General features: G+C 60.0%; 13 protein-coding genes. 4 read left to right on the forward strand and 9 right to left on the reverse strand.

Annotated elements, in window-relative coordinates; all coding sequences use genetic code 11:
• Positions 1-41 precede the first annotated feature (41 nt).
• Genes BM132_RS00920 through BM132_RS00930 form a run of 3 tightly spaced genes read left to right on the forward strand, consistent with a single transcriptional unit; the run spans position 42 to position 3026 of the window.
• Positions 42-1217, forward strand: coding sequence for an NAD(P)/FAD-dependent oxidoreductase (locus BM132_RS00920; protein WP_092452420.1), 1176 nt, complete (start codon positions 42-44; stop codon positions 1215-1217).
• The gene (locus tag BM132_RS00925; RefSeq protein ID WP_092452423.1) at positions 1214-2026 is read left to right on the forward strand and encodes an aldo/keto reductase; all 813 of its coding nucleotides are present in this window, start codon (positions 1214-1216) and stop codon (positions 2024-2026) included. Before BM132_RS00920 ends, BM132_RS00925 begins: the two co-directional genes overlap by 4 nt.
• A gap of 34 nt (positions 2027-2060) precedes the next feature.
• Positions 2061-3026: a metal ABC transporter ATPase gene (locus BM132_RS00930; RefSeq protein ID WP_092395688.1), complete on the forward strand. Its 966-nt coding sequence runs from the start codon at positions 2061-2063 to the stop codon at positions 3024-3026.
• A 152-nt stretch (positions 3027-3178) separates the two neighbouring features.
• On the opposite strand, the gene hldE is transcribed toward BM132_RS00930, so the two are convergent.
• The 4 genes from hldE to BM132_RS00950 form a co-directional block, all read right to left on the reverse strand.
• The gene (hldE, locus tag BM132_RS00935; protein WP_092452427.1) at positions 3179-4600 is read right to left on the reverse strand and encodes a bifunctional D-glycero-beta-D-manno-heptose-7-phosphate kinase/D-glycero-beta-D-manno-heptose 1-phosphate adenylyltransferase HldE; all 1422 of its coding nucleotides are present in this window, start codon (positions 4598-4600) and stop codon (positions 3179-3181) included.
• A gap of 90 nt (positions 4601-4690) precedes the next feature.
• Positions 4691-5302 (reverse strand): adenylyl-sulfate kinase, encoded by a 612-nt coding sequence (cysC, locus tag BM132_RS00940; protein ID WP_177193306.1) that lies wholly within the window; start codon positions 5300-5302, stop codon positions 4691-4693.
• 83 nt (positions 5303-5385) lie between these two features.
• Positions 5386-7191 carry a lipid A export permease/ATP-binding protein MsbA gene (gene msbA, locus BM132_RS00945; protein WP_092452430.1) on the reverse strand — a complete coding sequence of 602 codons (1806 nt, stop codon included), beginning with the start codon at positions 7189-7191 and terminating at the stop codon, positions 5386-5388.
• Between the two features lie 15 nt (positions 7192-7206).
• Entirely contained in the window at positions 7207-8379 is a 1173-nt protein-coding gene (locus tag BM132_RS00950; RefSeq protein WP_092452433.1) for an O-antigen ligase family protein, read from the reverse strand.
• A gap of 111 nt (positions 8380-8490) precedes the next feature.
• On the opposite strand from BM132_RS00950, the gene BM132_RS00955 reads away from it, so the two are divergent.
• Positions 8491-9096, forward strand: coding sequence for a BUD32 family EKC/KEOPS complex subunit (locus BM132_RS00955; protein ID WP_092452436.1), 606 nt, complete (start codon positions 8491-8493; stop codon positions 9094-9096).
• Here BM132_RS00955 and BM132_RS00960 read toward each other — a convergent pair.
• From BM132_RS00960 to BM132_RS00980, 5 genes are read right to left on the reverse strand one after another with little or no spacing between them, the layout of a single operon-like run.
• Positions 9082-10185, reverse strand: a complete 1104-nt coding sequence (locus BM132_RS00960) for a glycosyltransferase (RefSeq protein WP_092452439.1) — start codon at positions 10183-10185, stop codon at positions 9082-9084. The genes BM132_RS00955 and BM132_RS00960 overlap by 15 nt on opposite strands.
• Positions 10186-10233: 48 nt before the next feature.
• Entirely contained in the window at positions 10234-10998 is a 765-nt protein-coding gene (locus tag BM132_RS00965) for a glycosyltransferase family protein (protein WP_092396006.1), read from the reverse strand.
• 56 nt (positions 10999-11054) lie between these two features.
• Positions 11055-12011, reverse strand: coding sequence for a glycosyltransferase family protein (locus tag BM132_RS00970; RefSeq protein ID WP_092452442.1), 957 nt, complete (start codon positions 12009-12011; stop codon positions 11055-11057).
• Positions 12012-12066: 55 nt separating this feature from the next.
• Positions 12067-13197: a glycosyltransferase gene (locus BM132_RS00975; RefSeq protein ID WP_092452447.1), complete on the reverse strand. Its 1131-nt coding sequence runs from the start codon at positions 13195-13197 to the stop codon at positions 12067-12069.
• Positions 13181-14938 carry a carbamoyltransferase family protein gene (locus tag BM132_RS00980; protein WP_092452450.1) on the reverse strand — a complete coding sequence of 586 codons (1758 nt, stop codon included), beginning with the start codon at positions 14936-14938 and terminating at the stop codon, positions 13181-13183. Before BM132_RS00980 ends, BM132_RS00975 begins: the two co-directional genes overlap by 17 nt.
• Positions 14939-15097 lie beyond the last annotated feature (159 nt).

The following is a 15097-nucleotide window of genomic DNA, read 5'->3' on the forward strand; positions in this document are numbered from 1 at the left end:
TCTGTATACTGCGCCCTCGTCTTGAACACTGAGGTCGCTGCATGCCATCCGTTATTTCCACCGACGTTCTGATTGTCGGCGCCGGAGTCGCCGGCCTCTGGCTGAATGCGCGCCTGCGCCGCCAGGGCTTTTCGACTGTGTTGGTGGAAAGCGCCACCCTCGGTGGCGGGCAGAGCATCAAATCCCAGGGCATCATCCATGGTGGTGCCAAGTACGCCTTGCACGGCGCGCTCACCGGCGCCTCGGAAGCCATCGCCGACATGCCGCGCCGCTGGCGCGAAGCCCTGGCCGGCGAGGGCGAACTGGATCTATCCGACGTGCGCCTGCTGTCCGAAGCTCACTACCTCTGGTCTCCCGGCACCCTGGCCGGCAACCTCACCAGCTTCTTCGCCAGCAAGGCCGTGCGTGGGCGGGTCGATCAGGTCAAGGGCGAGCAACTGCCGCCGGCCCTGCAAGACAAGCGCTTCAAGGGCAAGGTCTATCGCCTGGCCGAGCTGGTGGTGGACGTCCCCAGCCTGCTTGCACGGCTGGCGGATCTGGCCGGCGATGGTTTGCTGGCCGGCAAAGATATCGAGCCATTGCGCGACGGCGACGAACTGATCGGCCTCAAGGTTGATGGCCGCGAGATCCGCGCCCAACGTATCGTCCTCAGCGCCGGGGCCGGCACCGCCGACCTGCTCAAGGCCCTAGGCCTGGAGCAACCGGCCATGCAGCGTCGGCCGCTGCATATGGTGCTGGTCAAGGGACCGAGCCTCAAGCCGCTGTACGCCCACTGCCTGGGCGGCGGCCCCAAACCACGGGTCACCGTGACCACCCATCCGGCCGCCGACGGTCAATGGGTCTGGTACCTGGGTGGCGATCTCGCTGAAGGCGACGCCGTGGCTCGCGAACCGGCCGCGCAGATCGCCACCGCCCAGAAAGAACTTGGCCAATTGCTGCCCTGGGTCGACCTCAGCACCGCACAATGGGCCACGCTGCGCGTCGATCGTGCCGAACCGCTGCAATCGGGCCTGACCCGCCCGGACAACGCCTTTCTCGCCGAGCAGGATCGCCTGCTGGTGGGCTGGCCGACCAAACTGGCCCTGGCCCCGGACTTTGCCGATCGGGTGATCGCCACACTGCAACGTGATGGCATCGTACCCAGCCATCCAGCGCCATTGCCGGACCTGCCCAAACCGCCCATGGGCGTCCCTGCCTGGGAGCAACTGCTGCCATGAGCCAACCGACCCTGCACGACTTGCATCGCCCGCTGGGCAATAACGGCCCGCGGGTTTCCCCGCTGGGCCTGGGCACCGTCAAGCTCGGCCGCGACCAGGGGGTCAAATACCCCAACGGTTTCCAGATTCCCGATGACGACGACGCGCGGATGCTGCTCAAACTGGCGCGTGACCTGGGCATCAACCTGATCGATACCGCGCCGGCCTATGGCCGCAGTGAAGAACGCCTGGGCCCGTTGTTGCGCGGCCAGCGTCAGGATTGGGTGATTGTCAGCAAGGTCGGCGAAGAATTCAGTGACGGCCAGTCGCACCACGATTTCAGTGCCGCCCACACCCGATTTTCGGTGGAACGCAGCCTCAAGCGTCTGGAAACGGACTACATCGACATGGTGCTGGTGCACTCCGACGGCAATGACCTGGCGATTCTCAACGACAGCGAGGTCTACCCGACCCTGGCGGCGCTCAAGCGCGAGGGCAAGATCGGCGGCTTCGGTTTTTCCGGCAAAACCGTCGAGGGCGGTTTGCAAGCGCTGGAGCAAGGCGATTGCGCGATGGTCACCTACAATCTGAACGAACGAAACGAGAAGACGGTCATTGACTACGCAGCCTTGCATGGCAAGGCGATTCTGGTGAAGAAAGCCTTGGCCAGCGGTCACGTCTGCCTGAACCCTGGTGTGGACCCGGTCCGAGCCAGCTTCGAACTGTTGTTTGAGCATCCCGGTGTCGCCAGTGCTATTGTCGGCACCATCAATCCGCTGCACCTCGCCCATAACGTCGCGACCGTTGCCAAGGTCCTTCGTAGAAACTGACGCCGCCCTGCGCGGCCTTAAGGAAGGAGCCGACATGCCGCGTACGCTCATCAGAAAAAACCCCAGCGACTTCAAGACCCTGCCCCTGTTCGTCGAAGCGACACCCGAAGGCCTGACTTACCAGAGCGTCGGGATGCCATTGAATTTCTCCCAGACCCTGCAACGGCGTCGCCCGGTGACGGTGGACGACGCCGAGCGTTTTTCCCTGGAACTGGCAAACCTGGGCGTCTCGGTGCGCCTCACCCTGCACTGGCAGAACCGCGACTATTGGGTACTGGTGCGCCAGCGCCGACAGGACCGTGGCGATGTGGTGCTCAAGCTGATTTCCGGTTATGTCCCGGCCCATGAGCTGAACCTGCCGCTGCTCACCGCCATTAGCGAAATTGCCGAAGAATGCCTGCTGGAAACCCCCGAGGGCTGGCTGGGCGGGCGTTTCAATGACACCTGGTTGCCGGCGCCCTACGCCAGCGCCCTGCATTATCGGGAAGCCTTGCCGTTTCGCCTGACGCCGCTGTCCGGCTCGGCCCGCCCGGTGCGCAGTGCCAACCTGCAACTGATCGAGCGGCCACGAGCCTACGTGCACCTGCCCACGGCTTCGCTGCAACTGATTTACGATTTGCGCCTGGATGTGCCCAAGGAAGCCAAATCCCTGAGCCTGTTTCATGTGGATGAGCGACTGGAGGGCGACCAACTGGTGGCGCGCCTGGACCGCAAGCGCCCCGATCTTTATCTGATGCCGCTACAGGACGGTCAGCCTTTGCCCGAGCTGTACACCTTGAAAAAGGATCAACTGTACCCGGCCAGCACCCGTGGGTTGTATCTGGCGGAGAGTTTCGCCAGGCAGGACGGCTGGCTGGTACGAGACGAGCGGATTCGTTGGAAGGATTGGCTGCGCCAGCAGGGGCTGACGCCACCGGGCAAGGAGTCGGGGCTGACCCGATTGAGGGGCAAGGCCCGGCAGTTGCTCAAGAAGATCGTGCCACGCAAGGTGGCGCGTTAGCGTCATCGAGCTGATGATGGGCCTTGTGGGAGCGAGCCTGCTCGCGATAGCGATGTGTTAGCCAAATCGAGGCTGACGGGTCCAACGCCATCGCGAGCAGGCTCGCTCCCACAGGTTGACGCATTGCCTGACACATTGTCACCAGCAAAGGCTCAGTGATTGCGGATCTTTTCCACAATCGCCGTCGTCGAGCTGTTTTCCACCAGCCCCAACACCTTCACGGTGCCGCCGTAGGCCGCGACGATGTCCGCTCCCACGACCTGATCGATGCCGTAGTCACCGCCCTTGACCAGCACATCCGGCTTGACCTCGCGCAGCAGGTTTTCCGGCGTGCCTTCGCTGAAGCTGATCACCCAGTCCACCGCACCAAGACCGGCCAACACCGCCATGCGCCGATCGACACTGTTGATCGGCCGCCCCGGCCCCTTTAGACGACTCACGGATGCATCGTCGTTGACCGCGACGATCAGGCGATCGCCCTGGGCCCTGGCCTGCTCGAGATAGGTCACGTGGCCGGCATGCAGGATGTCGAAGCAGCCGTTGGTGAACACGATTGTCTCGTTGTGGGCACGGGCGTCGTCGACGGCCAGCAGCAACTGCTCCAGCCCCAGCACGCCCCGCTCGGAACCCTCTTCGCGCTGGATCGCGCGACGTAGCTCCGGGGCGCTGATGGCGGCGGTACCGAGCTTGCCGACGACAATACCCGCCGCCAGGTTCGCCAGGGCCACTGCATGGGGCAGGTCCTCGCCAGCGGCGATGGCCGCGGCCAGGGTGGAGATCACGGTATCGCCGGCACCGGTCACGTCGAACACTTCACGGGCACGAGCCGGCAGGTGCAGCGCCGGATGATCGGGACGCAGCAGGGTCATGCCATGCTCGCCACGGGTCACCAGCAAAGCGCCGAGATCGAGGTCCTGCATCAGCTGTGCGCCTTTGCTCACCAGTTCATGCTCATCGGCGCAACCGCCGACGATGGTTTCAAACTCGCTGAGATTCGGCGTGATCACGCTCGCGCCGCGGTAGATCGAGAAATCCTTGCCCTTGGGGTCAGCCAGTACCGGAATGCCACGGGCACGAGCGGCCTGGATCAGCGCCTGGTGGTTTTTCAACGCGCCTTTGCCGTAGTCCGACAACACCAGCACCTTGACGCCTTCGAGCAGGTTATCGACCTCAGCGCCGAGGGCCAGGGGATCGGTGGCGAACGGTTCTTCGAAATCGATCCGCAACAGTTGCTGGTGACGGCTCATGACCCGCAGCTTGACGATGGTCGGCTGGTGCGCAACACGCTGGAATATCGCCCGCACGCCTGCGCCATTGAGGCTGTTGGTCAGGCTGTCGGCGGCTTCGTCGTCACCGGTCACCCCCACCAGAGAGGCCGGTGCACCAAGGGCGGCGATGTTCAAGGCAACGTTGGCGGCACCACCGGGACGGTCCTCGATGTGCTCGACCTTGACCACCGGAACCGGCGCCTCAGGGGAAATCCGTGAGGTACCGCCATGCCAATAGCGGTCGAGCATGACATCGCCGACCACCAATACAGGGGCTTGATCGAATCGCGGCATGGACAACTTCATGGAGCATCCCACATACAAAATGAACAGGGCCGCGATATTAGCACAGGGTTGGCGAAGGCTCGTCCATGGCCCTCCTGACCTGCGCTTTTTTCATTCCTTTTGCAGCAGTGCCAAAAGTCGGCTAACGGCTTGGGCCAGTTCCACCTCGCTGGTATTGATCTCACAGTCGGGCGACAGCGGCGCTTCGTAGGGGCTGTCGAGCCCGGTGAAGTTCTTGATCCGCCCAGCACGCGCTTCCCGGTACAACCCCTTAGGATCACGTTGGGCGCAAACCTCAAAAGGCGTGCTTACATAAACCTCCAGGAAGGTGCCTTGGGGGAACAACGCGCGGGCTGCCTCCCGGTCCGCGCGAAACGGTGAGATTGCCGCGACTATCACAATCAGCCCGGCATCGACCATCAAGCGCGCCACTTCGCCAATCCGCCGGATGTTTTCCTTGCGCGCCTCGGCGTCCATCCCCAGGTCACGGCACAACCCCTGGCGCAGGTTGTCGCCGTCGAGCAGGCAGGTGTGCAAACCTTGCTGGTTGAGCTGCACCTCCAAAGCATTGCCCAGCGCAGACTTGCCCGCACCTGAAAGCCCAGTCAGCCAGATGCAACGTGGCCTCTGGGACTTGATCGCAGCCCGGTCCGCAGGCGCAACAGCCAGTGCGCAAGGGCGAATCTCTGACTTTGGCATCAACACCTTTGGCGCTTCACTCATAGCCGAGCATCTCGTAGTCACGTTGGTACACTCGCCGTACCAATGCCTGCAGGAGCGCAAGCTCCCACAGGTTTGAGCGGTACTCAGGCGATATCCTGAGTGGGAGCGTCCAGTCCCATGGCGTGAAGACGAGCATAGTAGCCATTCTGCGCCAAGAGCTCGCTGTGGACACCGCGCTCGACAATTCGGCCCTGATCCATCACCAGAATCAGATCGGCCTTTTCGATGGTCGACAAACGATGAGCAATGACCAGCGTAGTGCGGCCTTTCATGACCTGATCCAGCGCGGCCTGGATATGCCGTTCGGACTCAGTGTCCAGGGCCGACGTGGCTTCATCGAGAATCAGCAACGGTGCGTTCTTCAATAGCGCCCTGGCAATGGCCAGACGCTGACGCTGTCCGCCGGACAACAGCACGCCGTTTTCACCCACCTCGGTGTCCAGGCCCTTGGGCAGCTGGGCAATAAAGTCCATGGCGTAGGCGTCTTGAGCCGCCTTTTCAATATCGGCCCGTGGCGCGCCGGCCAGATCCCCGTAGGCGATATTGTTGGCCACCGTGTCGTTGAACAGTGTGACGTGCTGGGTGACCTGGGCGACATGTCGACGCAGGTTGCGCAGGCGATAGTCTTCTATTTCCACCTCGTCGAGAAAAATCTGCCCGACGTCATGGTGATAGAAGCGCGGGATGAGGCTCGCCAGCGTCGACTTACCGCTACCTGAACGCCCCACCAGTGCAATCATCTGCCCGGGTGCCGCCGTGAAACTGATGTCCTTGAGCACCTCGCGATCAGCGCCAGGGTAGGTGAAACTCAGATTGCGAACCTCCAGACGACCGCTGACGCGCTCCTTCTCGACCGTTCCCCTGTCGACTTCCGGCTCGACGTCCAGTTGTTCAAAAATGCTTTCAGCACCGGCCACGCCTTTCTGGATGGTGGAGCTGACTTCCGAAAGCTGGCGAATCGGCTTGGGCAACAAGCCCGCTGCCGTAATGTAGGCCACCAGATCTCCGGCCGTCGCATCGCCCCGCAGAAAAAGCACCAGGAACATCAGAGCCGCCATGGCGGTGTAAATCACCAGTTGCAGCATGGGTGTATAGACAGCGCCGGTGCGAGTCATGCGCAGTTGTTTATCGGTGTTGCCCTGGCTGGCATTGGCAAAGCGCTGCTTTTCGTAGGCCTCGCCACCAAAACTGCGCACCACGCGGTAACCCTGGATGGTCTCGGACGCTACATGAGTCACGTCGCCCATGGCCACCTGGATTTTTTTGCTTTGTTTGCGGAATTTTTTACTGGCGCTGCTTACCATTAATGCAATCAGAGGCAGGATCGCCAACATCACCAGCGTCAGCTTCCAGTTCATCCAGACGAGGTAAGCGAAGAGGAACACCACGGTGAGGCCTTCACGAATCACCACCTTGATAGCATCGGTGGCGGCACCGGTCACCATGGTTACGTTAAAGGTGATTCGGGAAATCAGATGTCCGGAGTTGTGGGTATCGAAGTAGCGGTTGGGCAGCACCAGCAACTTGTTGAACAGCTCGACCCGCAGGTCGTGCACCAGACCCAGGGAGACCCGGGCCAGGTAGTAGTTTCCCAGGAACGACCCAAGACCCTGCCAGGCAGCGATCAGAATGATCAGTAGCGGCACCGCCATCAGCAGTTTCAAGTCCTTGAGATACGGAACGGTGGGAAAGAGCACCGCATCGGGATTGCTCAGACCATCGACAAAATATTTGAGAATCCCCGCCAACATGGGTTGGGTGGAAGCAAATATCACGAAGCCCAGGATACTCAGCAGGAAAATGCCAGCGTAGGGTTTGACGTATCCCAGCAAACGAAAATAGATCTTCAGGCTGGAATCCTGTTCCGTTTTGGGCGGTGCGTCACTCATTGTCGAGCTCACTGATTAAGAAGAACACGGAACTTTATCACAGGCGCCCGGCTTGGCCCGTGCCCAGACCAAAACCCCGGCCAAGCCGATCGGCAGCCAACTGATGAACCATTCCGCGCGAGGGGTTCCGGTCAGGCTCGCGGCATCGAACTGCATCGCCAGGAACGAAAACACCCACATACCCAGTACGCCTCGGCCCAGCAGGGTGTCCCGGGCCCGCCAGGCTTCGCGCAGCACCGCAAACCAGACCATGCACCAAAGCAGCAGCCCCGGTAGTCCGAGCTCAATGGCGACGTGGCTGAACAGGTTATGCGCATGATCAAAAAAGTGGCCCGGCGTCGCGACCCTGTAGTCAGCCGCCAATCCCAAGCCACCCCACGGCCGCTCGGCGATCATATGCAGGCTCGACATTAAAATCTCGGGCCGATAGGACGCACCTCTGGCCATCACCAGCGGCTCAAGCAACCAAAAGGTCAGCATGGCCAGCACCAGCGTCATGGCGGCGATGACGCGCGTACGCTGGTCGGCGCAGTAAAGAGGCATTGCCAGCACACTCAACAACAAGGCCAGCGCCGCGCCGCGACTCTGGGACATCACGACAAAGACACCCAACACAGCCAGCGCTAACGCCCAAAGTACCTGCAACCCGATCCGGCGCGGCACCCAGTGCAGCATCCAGACCGCCGCCAGCCCGATCACGTAGGTGCCCAGGATCGGATGGGAAAGCTTGCCCAACCCCTCCAGGCGCGCCACCCAGTTGCGCCCTTCAAAGCCGTAGAAATCGACGATGGAAACCAGTGCGACGAGCGCTAGCCCCAGGCCACCCCACTGCATGATACGAATCACTCGCTCGGGCTGACCATTGGCAAGCATTGGGAAAAACAACAGGAACGCCAGGATATAAAGCAGTCGCTTGGCTTCGCGGCCCGGCTCCGGCACCTCGGACCATAACAGTGTAATCAGCGCCCAGGCTGCCAACGCCAGAAGCGCCAGGTAAATCAACCGCTGGGCACGCCACACCTCCAACAGCCGATGGCGCGCTGACCAAGCGAAGATGATCACCGGCAACCAGAGAAACGCTATCAAACCTTGCTGATAGACCTTGTTGGTCGGCGCCAGGGCTATCGCCATCAAAAACCATAACAAGCCAAAGGCCATCCACACCTGTGCCCAACGCGTCGCGTACATCTATCGCTCCTAAACGGTCTACCAGCCAAAACCGGCATGGTTAAAACACAAACTTTTGGGCATCATGGCCCGCTACGGCACCGGTTCTTTTTTCAACAAGGCTTTCCTACGATGCAATCCTCACGGCTTCCCCAAGCCGCTTTGAATCAATTGATTGAAGGCGCCAGTATTCTGGAGGCCGACGGCCACGGCCCGAAGGTCTATCTGTTGCAGGATGGGAATATCCTCAAGTTGTTTCGCCTCAAGCGGCTTTTTTCTTCAGCCCTTTTTCGGCCTTATTCAGCACGGTTCATCAACAATGCAGCCCGACTGCAGGAACTCGGCGTGCCTACGCTCGACGTGCTGGCCTACTACAAACTGCAAAAGCCCGGCATGACAGCCGTACTGTACCGACCTCTGCCAGGAAAAACCCTGCGTCAACTATCGAATCAGGAAAACTTCAGCTGGCAGCAGACCCTTCCGACACTGATCGAACTGATCCGCAGCCTTCACGCTCGCGGCATTTACTTTCGCTCACTGCACTTGGGTAACATCGTCGTCACGCCTGAGAACAAGCTGGGACTGATCGATGTAGCTGACATGCGTTTTCTGCGCTCTCCGCTGCCACCCCGCCTTGTGCGTCGCAACCTGCAGCATTTCGCTCGTTATATTGCCAGGGAGAACCTGAACGAGAGCTTTCCCATGCAGGCGCTGGAAAGCGCCTTACTGCCTGCCTGAGATCAAGTTCCGAGCGGTCTGGCTGAAACTCAGCCAAGCCTGCTCCGGGGCCAGCGCCTGGTACTGGGCCTGCGCTACGGCGTCGGCTGGAGCCTGTGAGGCCTGGGTAATCACCTCACTCCATGCCTCTTCGTCATTGGCCGGTGCGTACCAGCCGGTATCCCCCAGTTGCTCACGGAATACAGCGAGTTCGCTGGCCAGCACCGGGATGCCTGCCAGTATCGCTTCCTGAAGGATCAGACCCAGCCCTTCGTCGAGTGATGGAATCAACACCCAATCGAATGCCTTATACAGCGTCGCGACATCTTCCAGATGCCCAGTCAACAAGACCTTGCCAACAAGATCCGGCTGGGCGATCCGAGCCTGGAGCGCATCGCGTCTCGGCCCTTCACCTACAATGACCAAGCGCCAATCACCATGGCCCGACGCCGCTCGCGCGAACGCGTCCAACAAGCTGGCAAATCCCTTTTTACCCACCAACCGGCCGACGGCACCAAATACACGCTGATCTGTAGAGGACAACCCCAAACGAGCGCGCGCCTCCTCACGTGGCTTGAGTGAAGCCTGAAAGGCAACCGGATCGAACGCGCTGCGTAATGCAACGACCGGAAGGCCGAGTTCGTCCTGCAGCGACGTAGCCAAGGTCTCGGAGACAGCCGCCAGACTCAGGCGCGAAGCAGGAAACCCGCGCAGCAACTCACGGCTTGTAATGTGCAGGCGTGTCGCGCCATGGAAGATCACCACCACGCGGATCTGAGGCATGTCCTTGAGCACCGGCAAGAGAGTCCGGGCCACGCCCAGGCCGTCGAGCAATACCACGCGGGCATCACTGTCGAGCAAAGCCTCCCGAAAACGGCTTCGCATCCAGGGCCTGAACAGGCGCCAGATGTGCCGCCCCTTGAGTCGGGCTGACGTCAGATTCCACTCACGCGCCGGCCCGACATCGACCTGACAGTCAGAAGCCGATCCCTGCAAAAGCCAGGTTTTTACGGGCATCCCGGGCTCGACTCGCGAAAGGATCTGATGATGGACCTTGTGTACCGAAGCAAACGGCAAACCGCCTGCCCACATAACATTGATAATGCTCATCAAGCAGCAAACCTTTTATCGCCGACCAGGATTCGTGCTTCGAGACATCTAATAGTTGATAAGCCAGCCAACGCAGACTCCGAGCAAAAGAACCAGAAAGAGCTTGATTTGCTCTCTGCGTCTGCGACGCGCTTTGCGCTGACGCTCGACAGGGACCTCGACATGGACGCCGAATCCAGTATGCAAAACAGCATCCCCTTCCAGCGTGACCGCCGTCAAGTTCAGTTGCGCATAGCGAAGCGACAGTGCCTTCTCGCCGCCATAGCCCGCAAACGGGGCACACAGCTGGTATTCCTTCAGACGTCGCAGGCCAGGATTGAGGGAAAAACTCTGCCACTCAGGCTTGTCGGATATGAGCGGATAACACGGTACACCACCGACCACCTCACGCTCGCCCAGGCGAATGTAAGGGCTGTGTACACACAGGTCGTAAACATAGTTGCGCAGCCAGACTTGTAGGATCTCGGGACGCAATTCGAGAATCTTGCGCGAGTCTTCTACAAAGGCCGGGCGATAGAACTCCCAGTCGTCCTCACAGTGAAAGATGTAAGGGGTCTTCACATGCCCGTACGCCAGGTCAATAGACGCCAATTGCCCCAGCTTCGGTCGATTGACGAATACGGTACAGCGATCCCTCCAATGCGCTGGGATAACTGCATTTACACCCTCGTCGCCGGCATCTTCGGTAATGAAGACCTCACGAATCGGCGCGGTGTTGAAATGGTCGAAGCTCTCAAGGGTTCGCTTGAGCAGATCGAGCCGACCGCAACTGGTCACCACCAGGGTAATGTCACTTTCGTCGGAAAACTGCACCTGAAATACCATTTAGTCAAACGCCATCCGAACGCCAGATGGCTGAACGGTTCCCGTCAAACGCCCAGTTTCAGGCGCAATTTTTCCAGCAGACTCAACGGTGCACGAGGCCGCAAGGTCGGCTCCAGTGCCTCAACGATTTTCTGCCCAATGCGTGCGAAACTGAACTGCTCCAGCGCCAGTTCATGGCCGTTGCGCGCAATACGATGGGCCAGTTCGGGGTCAGCTCGCAGTCGGGAAAGCTTTTCCTGAAGCTGCGCAACGTCGCCATACAACACCACGTTATGCATGTCCTGCAACCCCAACGCACGCGCTTCATCGACACCCTGATCGAAAGCCAGCAGCACACAACCACAGGCCATGGCTTCGAAATTCTTGATCATGAACTCGCCCATACCCACATCGGCGCTGACAAAAAAACGAATGCGGTTCAGGGTTTCGCAATACTCTTCCCCGGACTTGGTACGGGTTACCACCAGCGATTCAACGCGTGCCAACTCATCCAGCAGTATCTTGCGCCCGCTGTAGGCGGCACTGTTGGTGCTTCCTACAAAGGCCAGCTCGATATCCCGCTCGCGATGCTGATTTTGCAATAACGATTGATCGTAGCCTTTGGGTACGAACACCGCATCGAAACCTTCGGCGCGAAGACGTTGAGCAACCATGAAACCGGAGCTGATGACCCGCACCCATGGCAGACGACGATAGTGGGCACTGAACTTGCCAGTGTATTTGCACGGTATGTAGTTCTGATAGGCGTCGTGTTCCAGGATCACCAGATTAGGGATCGTGCGAATGAATGCCGCCTGGCGGATCTCCTGCTTGAAGCGCAGGAAAAATACGATCCGGTCGTAACGCGATACGTCCACGTGACGCCGGAAATATCCTCGCAAGTTACGCTGCTCCTTGCTGTCGAGCCAGCGCAGGTCACACTCGCAATGGGCTGCCACGCCTTCATAGAGGCGGTCCAAGATGGCCCGCTGCTCTTTCTGGACCAAAAATAAAACTTTCATCGTCTTCCTTGCAGCACCGAACGACTGGATAAATAACGGGAAGTCTTACTGCGCATCAGGTCCTGGACGCCAGTTCGGCGACCAGGGGCAAACGCCAGAAAGCCTCACGAGCAGCCCGGTCGGAAAAGCGCTCACGCAAGCGATCAAGCATCAGTTCTGCACACCTGCGACGCTGCAACTCGTCCATGGCCGCCAAGTGCTGCAGGCCCTGCGCCATATGTTCGGCATCGCCTAGCGGAAACAAAATGCCGACACCCTCTACCACTTCCTTTGCTCCACCGCAGGCGGTGGCCAGTAGCGGCACACCAGCGGCCATGGCTTCGAGCAGCACCATGCCGAACGGCTCATGGTCAGAACTCAGAGCAAATACATCAAAGGCGCGAAAATAGCGACGCGCTTCAGGCACCTGACCGAGGAACAGCACACGGTCGGCAATGCCCAATTCCAGCGCCAGTTCCTTAAGGTCCTGTTCCAGGCGTCCCTTGCCGAGAATCACCAACTGGCTATTGGTGGGCAAATACTCCAGCGCCAGGGCAAATCCTCGCAACAGCGTAGCCTGGTCCTTGTCCGGGTGCAGACGGCCAACATTGCCGACAATCCAGGCGTGAGCATCCAACCCCAGGCTATGCCGCGCTTCGTCCCGGGACACCAGGCCAGCCTGCACGGCTTCCAGGTCGATACGGTTGTAGAGGGTCTGAATCCGGCTAGCCGGCCATTTAGGCAAGTGACAGCGGATGTCGTCACGCACTGCATCGGAAACGCCAAGCAGGCTCAGGCGTTTGCGGAAAAACTGGACGAACACCCGTCGGGTCAACCGCTGATAGTCCCCCAACGCATGATGCACTCCGATCACCGGCAGACTGGTAGCGAGCAAGGTGATATAGATCGGCTTAAAGCGATGGGCGATGCAAAAACTGAAGTTTCGCGAGGCGACAATCTTTCTCAGATCGCCGATCGCGCCCAGCTTCAGGCCTCTGATCGCACTGGAGCTGTACTCCATGAACAGCACCTCGTCAGAGGCGCAACGGGCGGCCACTTCCGTATCGGCCGCCCCGGTGAGAAACACCGTCGTCACGCGATAGCCAGTGCCCGCGAACAGACTGGCATATTGACGGGCGCAGTCGAGGAACGGCCCATCGTAACCGTGACAGAACTGCAATACGTGCCGCTCAGCCGAACGAGTCATAGGCATCCACGCCGTCTTTGACCACCAGAATATCTTCCATGATCAGGTATTGCAGGTCTGAGCCAAAGAACATGTTCAGTGCGTCGGTGGGCGAGCAGATCATCGGTTCGCCACGGCGGTTGAGCGAGGTGTTCAGGGACACGCCGTTGCCGGTCAGGACTTCCAGCGCTTTCATCATGTCGTAATAGCGCGGGTTGTATTCGCGCTTGAGTACCTGGGCCCGGGATGTGCCGTCTTCGTGGACAACTTCCGGCACGCGGGTTTTCCACTCTTCAGCCACTTCGAAAGTGAACGTCATGAACGGCGCAGGGTGATCAACCTTGATCATCTGCGGTGCAACCGTGTCGAGCATCGACGGGCAGAAAGGCCTCCAGCGCTCACGGAACTTGATCTGTTCGTTGATGCGATCAGCCACGCCGCTGGCGCTCGGGCAACCGATGATCGAGCGACCGCCCAAGGCACGCGGACCAAACTCCATGCGCCCCTGGAACCAGGCCACCGGGTTGCCGTCGACCATGATCTTGGCGATGCGCTCAGGGGTGTTGTCGATCTTGCGCCACGCAGGCTTGCTCGGATGGCGGGCGCAGGCGGCGATGACGTCTTCGTTGCTGTAGGCCGGGCCGAGGTAGACGTGTTCCATTTTCTCCACCGGCACGCCACGGGCGTGGGACACATAAGCTGCCGCCCCCACGGCGGTGCCGGCGTCGCCGGAAGCCGGTTGCACGAACAGTTCCTTGACGTCGTCACGGGCGATGATTTTCTGGTTCAGCTTGACGTTCAACGCACAGCCACCGGCGAACGCCAGCTTGCCGGTCTCCTTGAGCACGTCGCCCAGATAGTGGTCGATCATCTGCAGCGCGAGTTTCTCGAACAGCGCCTGCATGCTGGCCGCGTAGTGGATGTATGGCTCGTCGGCGATGTCGCCTTCCCGTTTCGGGCCGAGCCATTCGATCAACTTCGGCGAGAAGTAGAAGCCCTTGCCCTTCTCTTTATAGCGACGCAGGCCGATCACGTTGGCGTAGTCGGTATTGATCACCAGCTCGCCGTTTTCGAACGAGGCCAGGCGCGAGAAGTCGTACTTGCTGGCATCGCCGTAAGGCGCCATGCCCATGACCTTGAATTCACCGTCGAGCATTTCAAAGCCCAGGAACTCGGTGATCGCGCCGTACAGGCCGCCAAGGGAATCCGGGTCGAAGAATTCCTTGATCTTGTGGATCTTGCCGTTTTCGCCGTAGCCGAAGAAGGTCGTGGCGTATTCGCCCTTGCCGTCGATGCCCAGGATCGCGGTTTTCTCCTGAAATCCGGAGCAGTGGTAGGCACTGGAGGCGTGGGCCAGGTGATGCTCGACCGGCTCGATCTTGATTTTTTTCGGATCAAAACCCAGTTGTTCCAGGCACCAGACGATCTTGCGGCGATAACGCTTATAACGACGGTTGCCCATCAGGATCGCATCGAGGGCGCGATCCGGGGCGTACCAGTAACGCTTGGCGTAGTGCCAGCGCGCCTCGCCGAACAAGCTGATCGGCGCAAACGGAATCGCCACCACATCGACGTCGGACGGCTTGATACCGGCCTGTTCCAGACAGAACTTCGCCGATTCATAGGGCATGCGGTTCTTTGCATGTTTATCGCGTACGAAGCGCTCTTCCTCGGCTGCCGCGATCAGCTTGCCGTCGATATACAGCGCTGCGGAAGGATCATGGCTAAGGGCGCCGGACAGGCCAAGAATCGTCAATGCCACAGGGGTCTAGCCTCTTAATGTCTGCATGCGAGGCGACAAACGCCTCGAAAAAAGATGTGCCGCACGCCGGGGCGCGGGGCAGCTAAAGGGCGGGATTATAGCTTAAAAGCAGCGACAAGCCTCGTAGGAGCTGCCGAAGGCTGCGATCTTTTGACTTTG

The organism is Pseudomonas sp. NFACC45 (assembly GCF_900113505.1).
Lineage (GTDB): Bacteria > Pseudomonadota > Gammaproteobacteria > Pseudomonadales > Pseudomonadaceae > Aquipseudomonas > Aquipseudomonas tehranensis.